We start from the raw sequence: 16610 nt of genomic DNA on the forward strand, positions 1-16610 counted from the left end.
CAGGCGGCCCATTGCGGGCCGCCTGTTTCACTTACAGTTTCTGTTTGATGTAGTCTTCGATGCGGGTAATGATGCCTGCCTCCTTCACTTCCTGCAGGGCAACCAGCGGATAAGACGCCAGCGTCTTGTCGCCATCAACCAGTTGAATCGATCCCACCTGCTCATGGGCTTTCAGTGGCGCTTCCAGATCTTTGCGATCGATAACGTATTTCGCTTTAATCTTTTTCACTTCATCACGCGGCAGGGCCAGATAAACATCTTTATCGCTGCCGACGGAGACCTGATGCGGATTGCCGTACCAGACGTTTTCGTGACCAATTTCTTTGCCGGCATGGAACAGCTGCACGGTATCGAAATTGTTCTGGCCCCAGGTCAGCAGTTTACGCGCCTGCTCTTCACGCCCTTTGGTACTTTTTCCGCCCATGATCACCGCAATCAGACGACGCTGTCCGTCGACGCTGGAAGCAATGATATTAAAACCGGCGCTTTCGGTGTGACCGGTTTTCAGACCGTCGACGTGCAGGGTTTTATCCCATAACAAACCGTTACGATTCTGCTGGGTGATGCCGTTCCAGGTGAGGGATTTTTCGCCATACATCTGATAAAAATCGGGCTCACCGGAGATAATCGCCCGGGAAAGCTTCGCCAAATCCCCGGCGGTAGTGAACTGGCCTGGTGCATCCAGTCCGTGAACGGTTTCGAAATGGGTATTGGTCAGGCCCAGCTTGGTGACGTACTGGTTCATCTGATCAACGAAGGCTGACTGGCTGCCCGCGACATAATCGGCCAGCGCAACACAGGCATCGTTACCGGAGTCAATAATCACGCCACGGCTCAGATCGCGGACGGAAACTTTCTCGCCCGGCTTCAGGAACATCAACGACGATCCTTTAAACACCGGATTGCCCGCGCCCCATGCATCCAGCCCTATCGTTACCATGTCATCACGCGTGATGCGCTTGGCATCAATCGCACGGTCGACCACATATCCCGTCATCAGCTTGGTGAGGCTGGCTGGATTGCGACGCTCATCGGCGTTGCCCTGGGTTAACACCTGGCCGGTAGTGGCATCCATCAATACCCAGGAAGCGGCATCGACAGAAGGAGGCGTCATAGGAAAGGCCAACGGATTGTCATCGGCATGAGCCAGGGAGGCAAAAGCCAAAACCACACTAATACTTGCAAGCTGACGCTTCTTCAACGGAACACCCTCAATAATCTGCTGTGTAAAAAACCAGCCTGTTTTACGGGATCCTGTGCATCATTGTATGAATAAATTGCAAGAAAATATTAATTTTCAGTCGATTAGATTGGTGATTAGTTGAGCGAAAGTTATCAACGGCACAACCAGCCATTAACAAAAGCCCAGGGTTATTCTGATAAATTTTACTTTAGGAACAACAGACCTTGTTTCAGCTGACATGTCCTTTACGCTTGGCTTACGAAAATTTACACAAGTATGAGGATTTACTATGTCTGCCACACGAGGCTGGTCTACGGAACTTGAGGGGCTGCGAGGCATCGCATCACTCTGGGTTCTGGTTGGTCATATCAGTTTACTGATTCATTGCCATATCACGCTGATCTCCTCACCTGGCATTGGTGTGGATCTCTTTATTCTTCTCTCTGGCTACCTGATGGCCAAAAACTATGTTGAGCGCCAACATAAAGAGCCGTGGCAGAGCGCCAGCACCATCAAGACCTTCTGGACGCGCCGTTTTTTCCGTATCGCCCCGCTCTACTACTTACTGCTGATTATCGCGCTGGTATATGGTCCGTGGTTTGGTGAAATGCGCGACACCATCGCCCACTTCTATTCCGGCACGGCAACCGAGTCATCGCGCTACTCGGATCAGTCGCTGGCAAATATCCTGACCCATTTCAGCTTCCTGTTCGGCCTGTTGCCGGCTTACGGCTTTAATACCGTGCTGCCAGACTGGAGTATCGGACTGGAGATGCAGTTCTATCTGTTGTTCCCGTTCATCATGCTGGTGACCATGCGCTTTGGCTACGCCACCTCGCTGATTGGCTTTATGGTGCTGTGCTGCGTGGGCCGCTATGTGCTGGCGGATTACTATGAAGCGTTCGAAATGCCTTCAATGATCCTGATAAAGCTGAATATGTTCCTGTCCGGCATGCTGCTGGCTGAAGCCGTGCGCCGTAAAGCGCTGCTGTATGTCGCCTTTGCGCTGCTGGGTCCGGTTGCCAGTAAGGTGATTGGTCTGGAAGCCATTCCGCTGCAGCTGGTGATGGAAGTGCTGATGATTGTCGGCATGGCCGCGATCCTCTGGCAATACGCCGAAGGCAGCCTGATGACCAAAGTCATTGCCCTGCCCCGCAAACTGTTGAACAACCGCGTCAGCACCTGGTTGGGCGATGTGTCCTTCTCGGTCTATCTGCTGCACCTGTTGATTGTGATCCCAGCCATTGCGCTGCTGCTGACCCACACCGGTCTGGGCGGTAAGAGCGACATGATGCGCTTCGTAATTGTCTGTGGAGTCTGTATCCCGATTACGTATGTGCTGGGTTCTTTGCTCTTCAAATTTGTAGAAAAGCCTGGGATTCTGATTGGGAAGAAGGTGCTGGGGCAACGGCCTGTGGTGAGGGATGTTGCGGGTTAAATTCTTTATCAGTGGGAGAGCCATTCTCCCACTCCCTTCTTCGTTAGCCGACACGAGTTTCGTTGCCTCGGAACCCTCATTCCAACTTAAAATTTCCTTCTCTTCATGATGTTCTGGTTATGGTTTACCATGTAAGTCTGAGTCTGATCCTAAACCAGCCAACCAAGCAGTGGAAAATCCCCAGTGAAAGAGAACAAGCCCCAGCCCACCTTCCTGTTCCATGACTATGAGACCTTCGGCAAAAGCCCGTCGCTGGACCGCCCTGCGCAGTTCGCCGGGATCCGAACTGACATGGACTTCAACATCATCGGTGAGCCTGAGGTGTTCTACTGCCAGCCTGCGGATGACTACCTGCCGCAGCCGGAAGCGGTGATGATTACCGGGATTACCCCTCAGTTGGCGAAAGCTAAAGGGATTTCCGAGGCTGCTTTCACCAAACGTATTCATGCGCTGTTCAGCGAGCCTAATACCTGCATCGTTGGCTATAACAATGTGCGGTTTGATGATGAGGTCACGTGTAACCTGCTTTACCGCAACTTCTACGATCCCTACGGCTGGGCCTGGCAGCACGGTAATAGCCGCTGGGATTTGCTGGATGTGATGCGAGCCTGCTACGCATTGCGTCCTGAAGGGATCGCGTGGCCAGAAAATGATGATGGTTTGCCGAGTTTCCGTCTGGAGCATCTCACTAAAGCCAACGGCGTTTCCCATGAGAATGCGCATGATGCGATGTCTGATGTCTACGCGACTATCGCTATGGCAAAGCTGGTGAAAGAGAAGCAGCCGCGCCTGTATGACTTCCTGTTCACCCATCGCAATAAGAACAAGATCACTGCGCTGATTGATATTCCGCAGATGAAGCCGCTGGTGCATATCTCCGGAATGTTTGGCGCGTTTCGTGGCAACACCAGCTGGATTGCCCCGCTGGCGTGGCATCCGGTCAATAAAAATGCGTTGATTACCTGTGATTTGGCCGGGGATATCACTCCCCTGCTGGAGTTGGATGCGGATACCCTGCGTGAGCGTTTATATACCCGTCGCGATGAGCTGGGTGATAACGCGCCGGTGCCGGTTAAGCTAATGCATATCAACAAATGCCCGGTGGTGGCACCGGCCAATACGCTGCGTCCTGAAGATGCGGAACGTTTGGGGATCGATCGCCAGCGTTGCCTGGATAACCTCGCGATACTGCGTCAGCGTCCGGAAGTGCGGGAAAAAGTGGTGGCGTTATTTGCTGAAGCCGAGCCTTTTGCCGGCTCCAGCGACGTAGATGCCCAGCTGTATGACGGCTTTTTCAGCGATGCCGATCGCAATACCATGAACATTATTCAGCAGACGCTGCCGGAGAATTTACCGGCGCTGGATCTGACATTTAACGATGCACGCATTGAAAAACTGTTGTTCCGCTTCCGCGCCCGTAACTATCCCGGCACGCTGGATGAAGCCGAACAGACACGCTGGTTGCAGCATCGTCGCGAAGCCTTGAACCCAGAGCGAGTGCAAAGCTATGTGCAGGAGCTGGAAATGCTTTTCAATCAGTATGAAGGCGATGAGGCGAAGCTCGCCCAGCTGAAGGCCTTGTTCGACTATGCGCGAGAACTGGTGTCTTAACGGCCTCTGGCTGAACTGTTCATCAACTAGCACGATCGAAAAAGGGCGCCGAAGCGCCCTTTTCATTTGCAACATCGCCAGATTTACATCGGCTCTTCAGTGCACTGCGGCACCGGGTTGCGGAAGCTGCGGGTAACGAAGGCCAGATAAATCAGACCAATCGTGCCCCACACCAGACCCAGAATCATCGAGCTCTCTTCCAGGTTGATCCACAACGCACCGACCGTTAACGCACCGCACAGCGGCAACAGCAGGAAGTTGACGTTATCTTTCAGCGTCTTGTTGCGGCCTTCACGGATCCAGAACTGCGAAATTACCGACAGGTTAACGAAGGTAAACGCCACCAGCGCACCAAAGTTAATCAACGCCGTCGCGGTCACCAGATCAAAGGTGATAGACGACAGGGCAATCGCGCCAACCAGCAGCACGTTCAACGCCGGGGTACGCCATTTCGGATGGATATAACCGAAGAAGCGCTCCGGGAAGACGCCGTCACGGCCCATCACATACATCAGGCGGGATACGCCAGCATGTGCCGCCATACCGGACGCCAGAACGGTGACACAGGAGAAGATCAGAATGCCGAACTGGAAGGCTTTGCCTGCCACGTAAAGCATGATCTCTGGCTGTGACGCATCAGGATCCTTGAAGCGTGAGATGTCCGGGAAGTAAAGTTGCAGGAAGTACGACACCACCACAAAAATCACCCCACCGATCAGTGCCGTCAGGAAGATTGCTTTAGGGATGACGCGCTCTGCATCTTTGGTCTCTTCAGACAGCGAACTGATGCCGTCGAAGCCCAGGAACGAGAAGCACAATATGGTCGCACCGGTGATCATCGGTACCACGTGCGCATTCTCAGACCAGAATGGTTTGCTGCTGACCAGCGTGCCGGCACCTTCGCCGTGCGCTACGCCATACACCACCATTGCCATAATGGCGACCATCACCACCACCTGCAGCACCACGATCACGCTGTTGAAGTTGGCGACGGTTTTGATGCCTTTCAGGTTGGAAAGGGTCATAAAGCCGACCAGCATCACCACGAAGATCCATGACGGGATACCCGGCACCAGGGCTTCGAAGTAAATTTTAGCCAGCAGAATGTTGATCATCGGCATGAACAGATAGTCCAGCAGCGATGACCAGCCCACCATAAAACCGACGTGTGGGCTGATAGCTTTCTGAGCGTAGGTATAGGCCGAACCCGCGGATGGGAAGCGACGGACCAACTTGCCATAGCTCAGCGCTGTAAACAGAATGGCGATTAACGCGAACGCGTAAGCCGTGGCCACGTGACCATCGGTCAGGCCAGAGACAATGCCGAAGGTATCAAACAGGGTCATTGGCTGCATATAGGCCAACCCCATCATTACCACAGGCAATAATGTCAGCGTTTTTTTCAGTTGTGGACGGGACGTTTGAGGATTAAGCGACATGATTCAGCCTCCCCATAGCATCAACCGTTCTGGGTTGAACCACAGGGAAACTTCGCGCATTGCGAGAGCTGTTCTTACATTGGGAAACGGACTGGCAGGAGTGGGTGAAAGTGGTGCCTGCCGCGGCGCCGTAGTCATCACGCTGGCGAATACCGGCGTGAACTGGAGTAATAAAGTGTAGCCCCATCAATCTTATCCTCAACATAGCACGTCCGTGCGTGCTAAAAGCGACTATCTATCCGGTTCTGGACCGGCCTCTTAAATGCGAATGTGTTTTCTGCAAAAAAATAACCGGCGCATAAGCGTCGGTTATAGATTCATTTTGCAGGGCGCATATTCTGCACCAGACGGAGGCAGGATGACAAGAGGTTAAGGCCTTCAGTAACAATTTCTTTGCTTGTGGGTGGTTTGCGTCATCTTAGTGGCTCTCCCGTCAGGCGTTTTTCAGCATCCAGTCAATTTCCGTTGACGTAATCAGGCGCTCGAAGTGCATCAGTTCATGGTGTTTGCAGCTGTGCCAGACAAAGCCGAAGCGCTCGCCCAGCAACTTTTGCAGCGGAGTGCTTTGTTCAAACTCATACAGCGCGTCGCTCTGGCGGATTGGCAACGGATTGCCGTCGGCTTCGTGACCATTTCCGGTGATCGCCGGCGGTAATGGCAGCTGATTATCAATACCGTGCAGCATACCGGCCAGAATCGCCGCCATCACCAGATAGGGATTGGCATCCGCGCCGGCAACACGGTATTCAATACGGTGGCTATCGATATCTCCGCAGGGAATACGCAGCGCAACGGTGCGATTGTTATGGCCCCAGGAAGCCTGCAACGGCACAAAAGCATCGGGCAGAAAACGGCGATAGGCATTGACGTTCGGCGCTAACAGCGCCATTGAGGCGGGCATCAGGTCGATCATTCCGGCCAGCGCACGCTTCAATAGCGGCGAGTTGCTGCCGTCATCGCAGGCGAAGGCATTATGATCGGCGGCATCCAGCACGCTGATATGCACATGCATCCCGCTGCCGGCGTATTCCTCATAAGGCTTAGCCATAAAGGTGGCGGTCATACCGTGGTTTTCAGCCACCTGGCGCACCAGGCGTTTCAGCTGAACCGCATGATCGCAGGCACTGAGCACGTTGCGCGTATGATGAAGATTGATCTCGAACTGGCCTGGAGAGGCTTCGGCCAGCGCGCCATCGGCGGGGATCCCCTGCTGTTTTGCAATCGTGTCGATCTCGCTTAACACCTCGGAGAAGTGATCGAGGTTATCAACTGAGTACACCTGGCTTTGCATATTCCGCTCGTCGCTGCCCGGCGCGCACGGTGGCTGAATAAAGCCTTCCGCATCACGCTTTTTGTCGACCAGATAGAACTCCAGCTCTACCGCTACCACAGGAAACAGACCTCGATTACGCAACTGTTGCCAGAGGTGATTGAGAACGTTCCGGGGTTCAACGTCAAAGGGAGTACCATCTTGATTGCGCATGGTCAGAAGCACCTGCGCCAGATGTTGAGGATCGGCAGCTGAGGGGATTAACGTGCCTTCTACGGGAATACAAATGTTATCCGGTTCACCGAGTGCCTGACCCAGACCGGCTTCTTCTACGGTGTTGCCGAGGATGTCCATTGCGAAAACTGAAGCGGGGAAGTAACAGCCTTTCTCGAGTTTGGTCAGATTAGCGAAGGGGATCCGCTTACCGCGAAAGACACCGTTGAGATCGTTGAGAAGAATATCGACGTACTGCGTTTCAGGGTGGCGTTCCAGATAAGCATGCACTTCATTCTGGAACGCGCTGGTTCGTTTCTGTTCACTGTGTCTCGTGAAGTCTTCTACTTCGACAATATTTGTCATAGTCCTGCCCGCCTTTGTCTGGTTAGTGTTGAGCGTTGCTCAAAATAACAGCCACATTTCTAACATAGCGCCAACACAAAAAGTGTGCAAATGTTACATTCAAGTTTATTTTGCCGCCAAATCAGTTTGAATATTGTGCAGTCGGTTGCTAGATTGAAAATATATTGTACAAATTTGCGGCTAACGCGCCTTTTCCGGTAGATATATTGAACAGCTTCGCGAGGGGAAAGATGGGCATTATATTTAACAAGCCATTGATTGGCGTAGTGATGTGCCAGATTGACAAGGGCGGTCATCCCACCCAGATGGTGCATAACAAATATCTTGAAGCCGTACTGCAGGCGGGCGGTGTTCCGCTGGCTTTACCGCAGGGATTGATGTCTTCTTCCGATCTATTAGAATTTGCTATGGCTCCGCTGTCTGGCCTGCTGCTGACCGGCAGCCCAAGCAATATCGAACCTCACCACTATGGCGAATCCGGCACCGAAGATTATGCCGATCCGGGTCGCGACCAGCTGGCCTTTGCCTTAATTAACACAGCAACCTATCAACGTCTGCCGGTTCTGGCTATCTGTCGTGGATTGCAGGAACTGGTGGTGGCAACCGGTGGCAGCCTGCATCGCCAGCTGCACACGGTTCCCGGCTTCCAGGAACATCGGGAAGATGAAGCCTTAACGCTGGACGAACAATATGCGCCGGCACATGAAGTTTACGTTGAGCCGGACGGCCTGCTTTCCCCACTGGTGGAAGGCTGCGAGAAGTTCTGGGTCAATTCGCTACATCAACAGGGGATCAGCACCTTGGGTGCCCCACTGCGCATCGAGGCGCGTGCCGCCGATGGCCTGATTGAGGCCGTCAGCCTGCGTGACCATCCGTTTGCTCTTGCGGTGCAATGGCATCCGGAATGGCAAAGCGAGACGTCGACGTTATCCCGCCTGTTGTTCGATGGATTTATTCACGCCTGCCAACGACATCAGGAGGAAAAAAGGCCATGAGCGAAGCCACTGTGGCACCGGGACGACGTTTATCGGAAATCCGCCAACAGATGGGAATGTCACAACGGCGCGTCGCCGAACTCTCCGGCCTGACGCATAGCGCCATCAGTACGATCGAACAGGACAAAGTCAGCCCTGCGGTCAGCACGCTGCAGAAGTTATTAAAGGTATATGGTCTGTCCCTTTCCGAATTTTTCTCCGAACCGGTAAAGGATGAGGCACCGAAAGTGGTGATTGATGCCCATGAGCTGATCGATATTGGCAGTCAGGGCGTGTCGTTAAAGTTAATTCACAATGGCAACCCGGAACGCACCTTGGGCATGTTGCTGGAAACCTATGAACCCGGAGCCACCACGGGCGAGAAAATCCGTCATCAGGGAGAAGAGACCGGCACGCTGCTGGAAGGGCAAATTGTTCTGACCATCAGTGGCCAGAGCTATTCGCTGCATGCCGGGCAGAGCTACGTCATTAATACCGGCCTGCCCCACAGTTTTACCAATTCATTCGCACAGCCTTGTCGGATTGTCAGTGCGCATACCCCAGCGACGTTCTGAGCCGGGAACTTGATCAGAAAAGGAGGGAGTTATGGACCATGTGAAGAGTTACTATGCCGCAACGGCCAATCCTCACGCTCCCTGGCCACAGCTTGAAAACAGTATTCAGTGTGATGTTTGTGTGATTGGCGGCGGCTTTACCGGGCTGTCTTCCGCCCTGTTCCTCACCGAGGCCGGTTATGACGTGGTGGTGCTGGAAGCGGCTAAAGTTGGATTTGGCGCCAGCGGGCGCAATGGCGGCCAGGTAGTGAACTCTTACAGCCGCGATGTTGACGTCATTGAAAAACGTTACGGCAAAGAGAGTGCCCGCTTGCTGGGCAGCATGATGTTTGAAGGCGCCAGCGTGATCCGCGATCGCATCAAGCGTTATGATATTGCCTGCGACTATCGCCAGGGCGGAATATTCGCTGCGTTGAATAAACGTCAGCTGCACCATCTGCAGGATCAGCAGAAACGTTGGAAACAGTACGGTAATAATGCATTACAGATGCTGGATGAAACCGGTATCCGCCGTGAAATTGCCAGCGAGCGCTACGTCGGTGGTCTGCTGGATAACAACGGCGGCCATATTCATCCGCTGAATCTGGCACTGGGTGAAGCTGAAGCTATTCGGAATCACGGCGGACGCATTTATGAAGAGTCCGAAGTGATCTCGGTGGACTACGGCAATCCCCATCAGGTCAAAACCGCTAAAGGCTATGTCACTGCAAAATTCGTGATTTTTGCCGGAAATGCCTACCTGGCTCCGCATCTTGAGCCCCGATTAACGCGTTTGAGCATTCCCTGCGGTTCCCAGATTGTGGCCACCGAACCCCTTTCCGCTGACAAGGCGCTGGCGCTATTGCCCAACAATCGCTGCGTGGAAGACTGTAACTATCTGCTGGATTACTACCGACTCACTGCCGATAACCGTTTGTTATACGGTGGCGGCGTGGTTTACGGCGCGCGCGAACCGGAAGATATTGATGCGTTAATTCGGCCTAAGTTACTGAAGACCTTTCCACAACTGGCGGGGATTACGTTTGATTACCGCTGGAGCGGAAATTTCCTGCTGACACTTTCCCGCATGCCGCAGGTCGGTCGTCTGGATAACGGCGTGTTCTATATTCAGGGCGACAGCGGACATGGGGTGACCTTTACGCATCTGGCTGGGAAACTGGTAAGTGAAGCGCTGAGTGGCCAGCCACAGCGCTTTGATGCCTTTGCCAAACTCCCCCATCTGCCCTTCCCCGGCGGCCATCGCTTCCGCGTGCCGCTAACGGCGATTGGCGCGGCCTGGTACTCGCTGAGGGATCGGTTGGGGGTTTAAAAAGGAGAGAATTTTCTCTCCTTTTATAGGTGAGGTTGGATACTTTCTACTTCAGCGGCATCTTCGCCGGATCCGGATAGCTATATTCAAACCCTAACTCGCTGCAGATTTTACTGCCGTCGATCAACTTCCCGGCGTCTCCGCCTTCTTGCTGGCGGAACGTCGGTGGCGTCAAGCCAAGCTGCCTTGCGACGGCGGGATAGAACACGTTACGGGCAGGATGTTTCGCCGCGCTCAGGTTATAGATGTGGCCGCCCTTCGGCGTTTTCAGCAGTAAAGAAATCGCTGCAACCACATCTTCAAGATGCACCAGATTGACGCCATGGCTGCCATCGGTCAGATCGGTTTTCCCTGCCAGGAAGCGGCCCGGATGACGTTCCGGCCCCACCAGCCCGGACAAACGCAGGATATCGACCGAGGTGTTCGGTAGATGGTGCAGCCAGTCCTCCAACTCCTTCAATGTTTTACCGGCCACCGTCTGTGGCTCAAGCGGCGAACTCTCTTTCATCACCCCTGAACCGCTGCCATAGACAGAGGTTGAGCTGGTGAAAATAATTCGCGGAATCGCTCGGGCCAGCGCGCTATCGACAATCTGCTGCACCGCTAACAGATAGTTTTCGCCGCCTTCGGCTGTGCGACTGGCTGGCAAGGTGATCACCAGCGCATCCACGCTTAGCAGCGCGTCTAAATCATCGGGATCGCAGATAAGTTCCGGCGTCAGCTCCAGCAAATAGCTTTCAATGCCGCACATCCGCGCCGCTTCAACCCCATCCAGCGTGATTTTACTGCCGGTAACCTGCCAGCCGTGAGCGGTGAGCGACAGCCCCAACGGCATCCCCAACCAACCCAGACCAATAATGGCAACTTTTTTCATCCTCTGACTCCTGTAGTGAGGCCTGCTCAATACCCTAAACCTACGCCAGCCGAGTGTCAGTGACAATGCACAGATGATGAGAGAATCTTTCATCATTGACAAAAAAGGGTTGCGCCTCGCTATCTCCTGCGTTAGGTTATTTGTCACGAAATGAATATCCATTCATCCAAGAGAATTTTATGACACGCGTTCAGTTCAACCACCATCATCACCATCACCCTGACTAGTCTTTCAGGCGATGTGTGCTGGAAGACGAGTAGGATCTTCCAGTGGTGCAGAACGCAAGAGAAGCCCCCGGAAGATCACCTTCCGGGGGCTTTTTTTTTGGGCCATGCCCTGGCCAGGATGGACGAACTGCCAATAATCTCAGGTCGAAGCAGACAGGAAATAAGGAAAGGTACCGATGTTAGATAACACCCGTTTACGCATAGCTATGCAGAAATCAGGCCGTTTAAGCGATGATTCACGCGAATTGCTCTCCCGCTGCGGCATCAAAATCAATCTGCAGCAGCAGCGTCTGATTGCCTTCGCCGAAAACATGCCGATCGATATTCTGCGTGTCCGTGATGACGATATTCCGGGCCTGGTCATGGATGGCGTAGTTGACCTTGGTATCATAGGCGAGAACGTGCTGGAAGAAGAGCTGCTGAACCGTCGTGCTCAGGGCGAAGACCCGCGTTATTTCACCCTGCGTCGTCTGGATTTCGGCGGTTGCCGTCTGTCACTGGCGATGTCCGTTGATGATGAATATACCGGTCCGCAGTGTTTACAAAACTCCCGTATCGCCACCTCTTATCCGCACCTGCTGAAGCAATATCTGGACAAACAGGGCGTGGCTTTCAAATCCTGCCTGCTGAATGGTTCAGTCGAAGTGGCCCCTCGTGCCGGTCTGGCGGATGCCATTTGTGACCTGGTGTCTACCGGCGCCACGCTGGAAGCCAACGGCCTGCGTGAAGTTGAAGTGATTTACCGCTCTAAAGCCTGTCTGATCCAGCGTGACGGCGAAATGCCAGGCGCCAAGCAGGAACTGATCGACAAACTGATGACCCGTATCCAGGGTGTTATTCAGGCCCGCGAATCCAAATACATCATGCTGCACGCGCCAAGCGAAAAGCTGGAAGACATTATCTCCCTGCTGCCGGGTGCCGAGCGCCCTACCGTGCTGCCACTGGCGGGCGATAAGAGCCGCGTCGCGATGCATATGGTCAGCAGCGAAACCCTGTTCTGGGAAACGATGGAAAAGCTGAAAGCGCTGGGCGCCAGCTCCATTCTGGTATTGCCAATTGAGAAGATGATGGAGTAACCGATGGCAAACTTCGCGACCCCCATCGACTGGCAGACTTGTGATGACGCGCAGCAACACGCGCTTCTGACTCGCCCGGCGATTTCAGCATCAGAGAATATCAGCCTTACCGTGCGCGGCATCCTGGATAAGGTCAAAGCGGAAGGCGACGCGGCACTGCGTTTTTACAGCGCGGCTTTCGATAAGACCCAGGTTGACGCATTACGTGTCACCGCAGAGGAAATTGACGCGGCCGCCGCCCGTCTGGGTGATGACATAAAGCAGGCGATGGCTACGGCCGTAGGCAACATTGAAACCTTCCACGTGGCGCAAACCTTGCCACCGGTTGATATCGAAACGCAGCCAGGCGTACGCTGCCAGCAGATCACTCGTCCGGTGGCCTCGGTGGGTCTGTATATTCCGGGCGGCACCGCCCCGCTGTTCTCGACCGTATTGATGCTGGCCACCCCGGCCCGCATCGCCGGTTGCCAGCGTGTGGTGCTGTGTTCGCCGCCGCCGATTGCCGACGAAATCCTCTATGCCGCCAAACTCTGTGGCGTGAAGGAAGTGTTCCAGGTTGGCGGCGCACAGGCAATTGCCGCGCTGGCGCTGGGCACGGAATCGGTGCCGAAAGTCGACAAGATTTTTGGACCGGGTAACGCGTATGTGACCGAGGCGAAGCGTCAGGTCAGCCAGCGCCTGGATGGGGCCGCGATTGATATGCCCGCCGGACCTTCTGAAGTGCTGGTCATTGCCGATGCGGAAGCGACGCCGGCGTTTGTCGCTTCCGACCTGCTTTCCCAGGCTGAACACGGTCCGGACTCTCAGGTTATTTTACTGACGCCGTCATTACAGATGGCGCAAGACGTGGCTGTAGCGATAGAAACTCAGCTGGCCGAATTGCCACGCGCAGAAACCGCACGGAAGGCGCTGGAAAGCAGCCGTCTGATTGTCACCAGGGATCTGCAGCAGTGCATTGAAATCAGCAACCGCTATGGGCCGGAGCACCTGATTATCCAGACGCGTCAGGCGCGTGATTGGGTAGACAGCATCACCAGCGCTGGGTCGGTTTTCCTGGGTGACTGGTCACCGGAATCTGCCGGCGACTATGCGTCCGGCACCAACCACGTGCTGCCGACCTACGGTTATACCGCAACCTGCTCCAGCCTCGGTCTGGCGGATTTCCAGAAGCGTATGACCGTGCAGGAGCTGACGCCGCAAGGCTTTTTGAACCTCGCACCGACCATCGAGATTCTGGCAGCCGCCGAACAGCTCACCGCACACAAAAATGCCGTCACCCTGCGCGTTGCCGCGCTTAAGGAGAAGCCATGAGCACTAAGATTGAAGAGTTGGCGAGGGCTAACGTCCGCGCCCTCACGCCTTATCAGTCTGCCCGCCGTCTGGGTGGCAACGGTGATGTCTGGCTGAACGCCAATGAATATCCGCTGGCCGTGCCCTTTGAGCTGTCGCAGCAAACCCTGAACCGTTATCCGGAATGTCAGCCTGCGCTGGTGATTGAGCGTTATGCCGCTTACGCCGGTCTGACCAAAGAGCAGGTTCTGGTTAGCCGGGGTGCCGATGAGGGCATCGAACTGCTGATTCGCGCCTTCTGTGAACCGGGTAAAGATGCGGTGCTGTTCTGCCCACCGACTTACGGCATGTACAGCGTCAGCGCTGAAACCATCGGCGTGGAATATCGCACCGTGGAAGCCGGTGAGGGTTGGCAACTGAACCTGCCAGCCATTGCTGAGCAGCTGGATGGCGTGAAGCTGGTCTACATTTGCAGCCCGAACAACCCGACCGGTAATCTGGTTAATCCTGACGATATTCGTCAGCTACTGGAAATGACGCGTGGCAAAGCACTGGTGGTCGCGGATGAAGCTTACATCGAATTCTGCCCGCAGGCGTCGTTGACCGGCTGGCTGCAAGCCTATCCCCATCTGGTGATCCTGCGGACGCTGTCGAAAGCCTTTGCGCTGGCAGGATTGCGCTGTGGCTTCACCCTGGCGAATGCTGAGGTGATTGCCCTGTTGATGAAGGTTATCGCACCCTATCCTCTCTCCACGCCGGTCGCCGACATTGCAGCCCAGGCACTGAGCGACCATGGCATTGCAATAATGAAATCCCACGTCAGCGAGTTGGTTGCCACCCGTGAACAGCTGATTGCCGCCTTGCAGCAATGTGACTGCGTGGAGCAGGTGTTCCCAAGCGAGACAAACTACGTTCTGGCGCGCTTTACTGCCTCCAGCCAGGTCTTTAAAACGCTGTGGGATCAAGGCATTATTCTGCGTGACCAGAACAAACAGCCGGGGCTGTCGGGATGCCTGCGCATCTCCGTCGGCACCCGTGAAGAGTGTAACCGCGCCATTTCGGCGTTGAAAACCTTACCCGGCGCGTCCGATACCAGGGAGCAAGCATGAGCCAGAAAGTCCTTTTTATCGATCGTGACGGCACGATCATCTCCGAGCCGCCGACCGACTTCCAGGTGGATCGCATGGACAAGCTGGCCTTTGAGCCAGACGTGATCCCGGTGCTACTGTCACTGCAGAAAGCCGGCTTCAAACTGGTGATGATCACCAATCAGGATGGCCTGGGCACCGACAGCTTCCCGCAGGCTGATTTCGATGGCCCGCACAACCTGATGATGCAAATCCTTTCCTCACAGGGCGTGCAGTTTGATGATGTGCTGATTTGCCCGCATCTGCCTGCTGACAACTGCGACTGCCGCAAGCCGAAAACCAAAATGGTTGAAACCTGGCTGGCCGCTGGCGTGCTGGATACCGCCAACAGCTATGTGATTGGTGACCGCGCGACGGACGTGCAGCTGGCCAGCAATATGGGCATTACCGGCCTACTCTACTCGCGCAACGACCTTAACTGGTTAGCGATTGAGCAGCAGTTGACCAAACGCGATCGTCATGCGCTGGTGAAGCGTAATACCAAAGAAACGCAGATCAGCGTTGAAGTCTGGCTGGATCGAGAAGGCAACAGCAAGTTCAACACCGGCGTCGGCTTCTTTGACCATATGCTCGATCAGATTGCCACCCACGGCGGTTTCCGTATGAACATCGATGTGAAGGGTGACCTGTATATCGACGATCACCACACCGTGGAAGACACCGGCCTGGCGCTGGGCGAAGCCTTGCTGAAAGCGCTGGGTGACAAACGTGGCATCGGCCGCTTTGGCTTTGTGCTGCCAATGGACGAATGCCTGGCACGCTGCGCGCTGGATATCTCCGGCCGCCCGCACCTCGAATATAAAGCGGAGTTCAGCTATCAGCGCGTAGGCGACCTGAGCACCGAGATGGTTGAACACTTCTTCAGCTCGCTCTCTTACACCATGGCGAGCACCCTGCACCTGAAAACCAAGGGCAAAAACGACCATCACCGCGTTGAAAGCCTGTTCAAAGCCTTTGGCCGTACGCTGCGTCAGGCCATTCGCGTTGAGGGCAACACGCTGCCCAGCTCGAAAGGAGTGCTGTAATGAACGTGGTGATCCTGGATACAGGCTGCGCCAACCTCTCATCGGTAAAGTGGGCCGTGCAACGTCTGGGCTACGATCCGATCGTGAGCCGCGACGCGGATACGGTGTTACAGGCAGATAAACTGCTGCTGCCAGGCGTGGGTACCGCGCAGGCGGCGATGGATCAGCTGCGCGAGCGTGAGCTTATTCAGCTGATCAAAGCCTGTACTCAACCGGTGTTGGGCATCTGTCTTGGCATGCAGCTATTGGGTTCTGAAAGCGATGAAAGCGGCGGCGTGAAAACCCTCGGCATCATCGAGCAACCGGTATTGAAGATGGTCGACCTGGGTCTGCCGCTGCCACATATGGGCTGGAACCAGATCACCTCACAGGCGGGTAATCACCTGTTCCGCGGCATTCCTGATGGATCCTACTTCTACTTCGTGCACAGCTATGCCATGCCGGTGAACGAGTACACCATCGCCCAATGCAGCTACGGTGAAGCCTTTACCGCTGCGGTGCAGAAAGATAACTTCTTCGGCGTGCAGTTCCACCCGGAGCGTTCCGGTGCCGCTGGCGCGCAGCTGCTGAAAAACTTCCTGGAGATGTAACG

15 protein-coding genes and 1 other annotated feature are annotated in these 16610 nt (G+C 54.7%); of the genes, 11 read left to right on the forward strand and 4 right to left on the reverse strand.

Translation table 11 applies throughout. The features are described 5' to 3' along the window. Positions 1 to 31: 31 nt before the first annotated feature. On the reverse strand, positions 32 to 1201 hold the full coding sequence (gene dacD, locus E2F51_RS21655) for a serine-type D-Ala-D-Ala carboxypeptidase DacD (RefSeq protein WP_134824539.1): 1170 nt from the start codon (positions 1199 to 1201) through the stop codon (positions 32 to 34). Between the two features lie 271 nt (positions 1202 to 1472). Here dacD and E2F51_RS21660 point away from each other — a divergent pair, with 271 nt between their 5' ends. Both E2F51_RS21660 and sbcB read left to right on the forward strand, forming a co-directional pair. Then, positions 1473 to 2621 carry an acyltransferase gene (locus tag E2F51_RS21660; RefSeq protein WP_134824540.1) on the forward strand — a complete coding sequence of 383 codons (1149 nt, stop codon included), beginning with the start codon at positions 1473 to 1475 and terminating at the stop codon, positions 2619 to 2621. A gap of 183 nt (positions 2622 to 2804) precedes the next feature. Next, positions 2805 to 4232 (forward strand): exodeoxyribonuclease I, encoded by a 1428-nt coding sequence (gene sbcB / locus E2F51_RS21665; protein WP_134824541.1) that lies wholly within the window; start codon positions 2805 to 2807, stop codon positions 4230 to 4232. 83 nt (positions 4233 to 4315) lie between these two features. Here the strand turns inward: sbcB and E2F51_RS21670 are convergent, their stop codons facing one another. Next, positions 4316 to 5671 carry an APC family permease gene (locus tag E2F51_RS21670; protein ID WP_013202916.1) on the reverse strand — a complete coding sequence of 452 codons (1356 nt, stop codon included), beginning with the start codon at positions 5669 to 5671 and terminating at the stop codon, positions 4316 to 4318. Between the two features lie 433 nt (positions 5672 to 6104). Further along, on the reverse strand, positions 6105 to 7520 hold the full coding sequence (locus E2F51_RS21680) for a glutamine synthetase family protein (protein ID WP_013202917.1): 1416 nt from the start codon (positions 7518 to 7520) through the stop codon (positions 6105 to 6107). A 230-nt stretch (positions 7521 to 7750) separates the two neighbouring features. On the opposite strand from E2F51_RS21680, the gene puuD reads away from it, so the two are divergent. Genes puuD through E2F51_RS21695 form a run of 3 tightly spaced genes read left to right on the forward strand, consistent with a single transcriptional unit; the run spans position 7751 to position 10378 of the window. Next, positions 7751 to 8515 (forward strand): gamma-glutamyl-gamma-aminobutyrate hydrolase, encoded by a 765-nt coding sequence (gene puuD / locus E2F51_RS21685; protein ID WP_134824542.1) that lies wholly within the window; start codon positions 7751 to 7753, stop codon positions 8513 to 8515. Beyond that, positions 8512 to 9069 carry an HTH-type transcriptional regulator PuuR gene (puuR, locus tag E2F51_RS21690; protein WP_013202919.1) on the forward strand — a complete coding sequence of 186 codons (558 nt, stop codon included), beginning with the start codon at positions 8512 to 8514 and terminating at the stop codon, positions 9067 to 9069. The genes puuD and puuR overlap by 4 nt, the downstream gene beginning before the upstream one ends. Before the next feature lie 31 nt (positions 9070 to 9100). Then, positions 9101 to 10378 carry an FAD-binding oxidoreductase gene (locus tag E2F51_RS21695; RefSeq protein WP_134824543.1) on the forward strand — a complete coding sequence of 426 codons (1278 nt, stop codon included), beginning with the start codon at positions 9101 to 9103 and terminating at the stop codon, positions 10376 to 10378. 46 nt (positions 10379 to 10424) lie between these two features. Here E2F51_RS21695 and E2F51_RS21700 read toward each other — a convergent pair whose 3' ends face one another. Next, positions 10425 to 11252 (reverse strand): SDR family oxidoreductase, encoded by an 828-nt coding sequence (locus E2F51_RS21700; protein ID WP_134824544.1) that lies wholly within the window; start codon positions 11250 to 11252, stop codon positions 10425 to 10427. A gap of 179 nt (positions 11253 to 11431) precedes the next feature. Here E2F51_RS21700 and hisL point away from each other — a divergent pair, with 179 nt between their 5' ends. The 6 genes from hisL (at position 11432) to hisH (ending at position 16608) form a co-directional block, all read left to right on the forward strand. Next, the gene (gene hisL, locus E2F51_RS21705; RefSeq protein WP_100396937.1) at positions 11432 to 11479 is read left to right on the forward strand and encodes a his operon leader peptide; all 48 of its coding nucleotides are present in this window, start codon (positions 11432 to 11434) and stop codon (positions 11477 to 11479) included. Further along, positions 11455 to 11577, forward strand: a sequence feature (His leader region). Its footprint overlaps the gene before it by 25 nt. Before the next feature lie 78 nt (positions 11578 to 11655). Continuing rightward, positions 11656 to 12555 (forward strand): ATP phosphoribosyltransferase, encoded by a 900-nt coding sequence (gene hisG, locus E2F51_RS21710; protein ID WP_013202925.1) that lies wholly within the window; start codon positions 11656 to 11658, stop codon positions 12553 to 12555. 3 nt (positions 12556 to 12558) lie between these two features. Then, entirely contained in the window at positions 12559 to 13866 is a 1308-nt protein-coding gene (gene hisD / locus E2F51_RS21715; RefSeq protein ID WP_134824545.1) for a histidinol dehydrogenase, read from the forward strand. Continuing rightward, entirely contained in the window at positions 13863 to 14954 is a 1092-nt protein-coding gene (gene hisC, locus E2F51_RS21720; RefSeq protein ID WP_134824546.1) for a histidinol-phosphate transaminase, read from the forward strand. Before hisD ends, hisC begins: the two co-directional genes overlap by 4 nt. Continuing rightward, entirely contained in the window at positions 14951 to 16018 is a 1068-nt protein-coding gene (hisB, locus tag E2F51_RS21725) for a bifunctional histidinol-phosphatase/imidazoleglycerol-phosphate dehydratase HisB (protein ID WP_053142118.1), read from the forward strand. The genes hisC and hisB overlap by 4 nt, the downstream gene beginning before the upstream one ends. Then, a complete protein-coding gene (gene hisH, locus E2F51_RS21730; protein ID WP_013202929.1) occupies positions 16018 to 16608 on the forward strand; it encodes an imidazole glycerol phosphate synthase subunit HisH in 591 nt (196 codons plus the stop codon). The genes hisB and hisH overlap by 1 nt, the downstream gene beginning before the upstream one ends. Positions 16609 to 16610: the final 2 nt, after the last annotated feature.

It is taken from the genome of Erwinia sp. QL-Z3 (assembly GCF_004551645.1).
Lineage (GTDB): Bacteria > Pseudomonadota > Gammaproteobacteria > Enterobacterales > Enterobacteriaceae > Erwinia > Erwinia billingiae.

What these genes read in the sequence shown, in the direction of transcription:
- E2F51_RS21670 (WP_013202916.1), bottom strand. Translation starts at nt 5,671, where the DNA reads ATGTCGCTTAATCCTCAAACGTCCCGTCCACAACTGAAAAAAACGCTG.
- puuR (WP_013202919.1), top strand. Translation starts at nt 8,512, where the DNA reads ATGAGCGAAGCCACTGTGGCACCGGGACGACGTTTATCGGAAATCCGC.
- E2F51_RS21695 (WP_134824543.1), top strand. Translation starts at nt 9,101, where the DNA reads ATGGACCATGTGAAGAGTTACTATGCCGCAACGGCCAATCCTCACGCT.
- E2F51_RS21660 (WP_134824540.1), top strand. Translation starts at nt 1,473, where the DNA reads ATGTCTGCCACACGAGGCTGGTCTACGGAACTTGAGGGGCTGCGAGGC.
- E2F51_RS21680 (WP_013202917.1), bottom strand. Translation starts at nt 7,520, where the DNA reads ATGACAAATATTGTCGAAGTAGAAGACTTCACGAGACACAGTGAACAG.
- hisH (WP_013202929.1), top strand. Translation starts at nt 16,018, where the DNA reads ATGAACGTGGTGATCCTGGATACAGGCTGCGCCAACCTCTCATCGGTA.
- hisD (WP_134824545.1), top strand. Translation starts at nt 12,559, where the DNA reads ATGGCAAACTTCGCGACCCCCATCGACTGGCAGACTTGTGATGACGCG.
- puuD (WP_134824542.1), top strand. Translation starts at nt 7,751, where the DNA reads ATGGGCATTATATTTAACAAGCCATTGATTGGCGTAGTGATGTGCCAG.
- hisB (WP_053142118.1), top strand. Translation starts at nt 14,951, where the DNA reads ATGAGCCAGAAAGTCCTTTTTATCGATCGTGACGGCACGATCATCTCC.
- hisG (WP_013202925.1), top strand. Translation starts at nt 11,656, where the DNA reads ATGTTAGATAACACCCGTTTACGCATAGCTATGCAGAAATCAGGCCGT.
- hisC (WP_134824546.1), top strand. Translation starts at nt 13,863, where the DNA reads ATGAGCACTAAGATTGAAGAGTTGGCGAGGGCTAACGTCCGCGCCCTC.
- E2F51_RS21700 (WP_134824544.1), bottom strand. Translation starts at nt 11,252, where the DNA reads ATGAAAAAAGTTGCCATTATTGGTCTGGGTTGGTTGGGGATGCCGTTG.